Genomic DNA, 3,012 nt, shown 5'->3' on the forward strand with positions numbered 1-3,012 from the left:
TGATCGTGATCGTGATCGTGATCGTGATCGTGATCGTGGGGATGGTCGTGGCCGTGCGGCTGCTCGTGGGTCTCGCCCGGGTGCTCGTGCGGCAGGGCGCCGGGCTGCTCGGGGGTGCTCATGCGTCGACCTCCGCGGGGTGGTGGTGGGCGGGACGGGCGTCGAGCGCGTGCTCGGCCTGCTGGATCGCGCCGTTCACGAGCTGCTGGGCGTGCTCGTCGGTGAGCCGGTAGAACACCCGAGTGCCGTCCTGGCGGGTGGAGACCATCCGGGTCAGCCGCAGCTTGGCGAGATGCTGGGAGACCGCCGGGGCGGCCTTGTCGACGATGTCGGCGAGGTGGTTGACCGACAGCTCGCCGTACTCGCCGAGGGCGAGGACGATCCGGACCCGGGTCGGATCGGCGAGCATCCGAAACACTTCCGCGGCGACGGCGATGAGCTCCGCGTCGACCCCGCCTTCGATCTGCCTGTCTGCGTGCATACGCAAATCATCGCGCATCGCCCTCGCCCGGCACAAATCCAGTCCCGAGCGCGAGCGTCGCCTCCACGTCGAACCCATTATCTGCATGGTTGCGAAGACTTGCTGGTATCGTCCTCGGTGTCGTCGACGATGGGGCGGCCGTCTGGCCGCGAACAAGGAGAGGGATCGCCATGCGGGATGGGGCCGAGCGTGCCGGGTTTCGGGTTGTCGATCTGCGCGGGCAGGCGATCACCCGGGCTGGGGTGCGGGCCGTCCTGCCGCGGGCGGTCGCGGACCTGGAGGCGGTGATCCCGGCCGCCGCGGCGACGATCGCCGCGGTGCGCACCGGCGGCTTCGCGGCGCTTGCGGCGTTTGCGGCCCGCTTCGATGGGGTCGAGCCGGCGGCGCTGCAGGAGGTCATCGTCCGTAGCCGCCGCTTCGCGGCGGCGCAGCTGCCCCCGCCGGTGCTGGTCGGCTTCGAGGCCGGCGCCCAGGTGTCGCTGAACTGGTTCCCGATCGAGCGCGCCGGCGTGTATGTGCCGGGCGGGAAGGCGGTCTACCCGTCCTCGGTGGTGATGAACGTCGTGCCCGCCCAGGTCGCCGGTGTCGCCTCGATCGCCCTGGTCAGCCCGCCGCAGGCCGAGCACGGCGGCCTGCCGCACCCCACGATCCTGGCGACCGCGGCGATGCTCGGCATCCAGGAGGTCTACGCGATCGGCGGCGCGCAGGCGATCGCCGCGCTCGCCTACGGCGTCGAGGACGAGGCGGCCGAACGCCGCCTCGCGCCGGTGGACGTCATCACCGGCCCGGGCAACGTCCACGTCGCCGCGGCGAAGCGGCTCGTGCGCGGCACGGTCGCGATCGACATGGAGGCCGGGGCGACCGAGGTGATGATCCTCGCCGACGCGCTGGCCGACCCAGTGCTGATCGCCGCCGATCTGGTCTGCCAGGCCGAGCACGACGAACTCGCCGCCGCGATCCTCGTCACCGACTCGATGTCGCTGGCCGCCGCGGTGCAGGCCGAGCTGGCCCGGCAGGCGGCCGCGACACCGAACGCGACCCGGGTGCGCGCCGCGCTCGCCGGCGCCCAGTCCGGCATCGTCCTCGTCGACGACCTCGACCAGGCGATCCGGGTCTGCGACGCCTACGCGCCGGAGCACCTCGAGGTGCACAGTGCCGACGCCGACGGGATCGCCGGCCGCATCCGCAACGCCGGCGCAATCTTCATCGGCGCCACCACCCCGGTCAGCCTCGGCGACTACTGCGCCGGCTCCAACCACGTGCTGCCCACCGGCGGCACCGCGACCCACGCCTCGGGCCTGACCGTCCACAGCTTCCTGCGGGCGGTGCAGACCATCCGCTATCCGGAGGCGGCGCTCGAGCGCCTCCGCGACGCCGTCCAGGTGCTCAGCGACGCCGAACTCCTGCCCGCCCACGGCGCCGCCGTCCAGGCCCGATTCGGCTCCCGCCGGCGCACCGCGGTACGGACCTCGTCGGCATGACGGAGGTGAGGTTGGTCCCGGACGCGATCGTGGCGGGGGTCGCGGCCCGCTTCGGCGCGCTCGCCGACACCACGCGCCTACGCCTCGTGCTCCTCATCGCCGCCAGCCCGGACCTGTCCGTCGGGACCCTGGCCGAGCGGCTCCGGCGGCCTCGCGGGATCGTGGCGCAGCACCTCGCCCGGCTGCGGGCGCATGGCCTCCTCGACACCGCCCTCCAGGGCCGGCGCCTGGGCCACCGGCTCGCCGACCCGCACACCGCCGACCTCGTCGGCACCGCCTTGCACTACGCCGAGACCCTCGCCGCGCACCCGCCCCGCCCCGCCGCCACGACCCCCGCACCTCCCTGCCCGACCGCCCAGTTCGAGGAGCCCCGCCGATGACCAGCCGACCGACCACCGCCGCCCCCGCCCGGCCCGCCACGCCACGCGTCACGCTGCGATCGCTGATGACCCGCTCCCGCTGGATCGAGGTGGGCCGCATCCTGCTGACCGGCCTCATCGCGCTGCTGTACTGGCAGCAGCTCATCCCCGTCTACGTGCTGTGGGCCGCGGTCGCGATCGGCCTCTACCCGTTGGTGAAGACCGGCATCATCGAGCTCGTCAAGGAACGCAAGATCGGCACCGAGCTGTTCGTGACGCTCGCCACGATCTTCGCGCTGATCGGCGGCGAGGAGGTCGCCGGCAGCGTGCTGATGGTGATCATCCTGATCGCCGAGTTCATCGCCGACCTGAACACCGACCGCGCCCGCGCCTCCATCCGCGGCCTGATCGGCGCCGTGCCGACCACCGCCCGGATTCGCGACGGCGGCCAGGAGCGGGAGATCCCGATCGACGAGCTCGCCGTCGGCGATGTCGTCCTGGTCCGCGCTGGCGACAGCATCCCGGTCGACGGCATCGTCGTCGGCGGCGACGGCGCCGCCGACGAGGCCCCGGTCACTGGCGAGAGCGTGCCGAAGGACAAGACGGCCGGCGCCCGGGTGTTCGCCGGCACGATCCTCAAGTCCGGCGCGCTGGACGTGCGCACCGAGGCGGTCGGCGAGAACACCACGTT

General features: G+C 73.1%; 3 protein-coding genes and 1 pseudogene. 3 read left to right on the top strand and 1 reads right to left on the bottom strand.

Features of this window, described 5'->3' with window-relative positions:
• Nucleotides 1-118: 118 nt before the first annotated feature.
• On the bottom strand, nucleotides 119-481 hold the full coding sequence (locus B7X32_RS19935) for a metalloregulator ArsR/SmtB family transcription factor (protein WP_292723750.1): 363 nt from the start codon (nucleotides 479-481) through the stop codon (nucleotides 119-121).
• Between the two features lie 170 nt (nucleotides 482-651).
• On the opposite strand from B7X32_RS19935, the gene hisD reads away from it, so the two are divergent.
• The 3 genes and pseudogenes from hisD to B7X32_RS19950 all read left to right on the top strand — a co-directional run.
• Complete coding sequence (gene hisD / locus B7X32_RS19940; protein ID WP_292723753.1) at nucleotides 652-1,962, top strand: histidinol dehydrogenase; 1,311 nt, start codon at nucleotides 652-654, stop codon at nucleotides 1,960-1,962.
• Entirely contained in the window at nucleotides 1,959-2,342 is a 384-nt protein-coding gene (locus tag B7X32_RS19945) for a metalloregulator ArsR/SmtB family transcription factor (RefSeq protein ID WP_292723755.1), read from the top strand. The genes hisD and B7X32_RS19945 overlap by 4 nt, the downstream gene beginning before the upstream one ends.
• Nucleotides 2,339-3,012, top strand: a pseudogene (locus B7X32_RS19950) (hypothetical protein); the annotation flags it as partial. The gene B7X32_RS19945 and the pseudogene B7X32_RS19950, both read left to right, overlap by 4 nt.

The organism is Microbacterium sp. 13-71-7, from assembly GCF_002257455.1.
Classification (GTDB): Bacteria; Actinomycetota; Actinomycetes; order Actinomycetales; family Microbacteriaceae; genus Microbacterium.

Bases quoted from the DNA above. Each gene is read 5' to 3' on its own strand.
- hisD (WP_292723753.1), top strand. From the start codon at position 652: ATGCGGGATGGGGCCGAGCGTGCCGGGTTTCGGGTTGTCGATCTGCGC.
- B7X32_RS19935 (WP_292723750.1), bottom strand. From the start codon at position 481: ATGCACGCAGACAGGCAGATCGAAGGCGGGGTCGACGCGGAGCTCATC.
- B7X32_RS19945 (WP_292723755.1), top strand. From the start codon at position 1,959: ATGACGGAGGTGAGGTTGGTCCCGGACGCGATCGTGGCGGGGGTCGCG.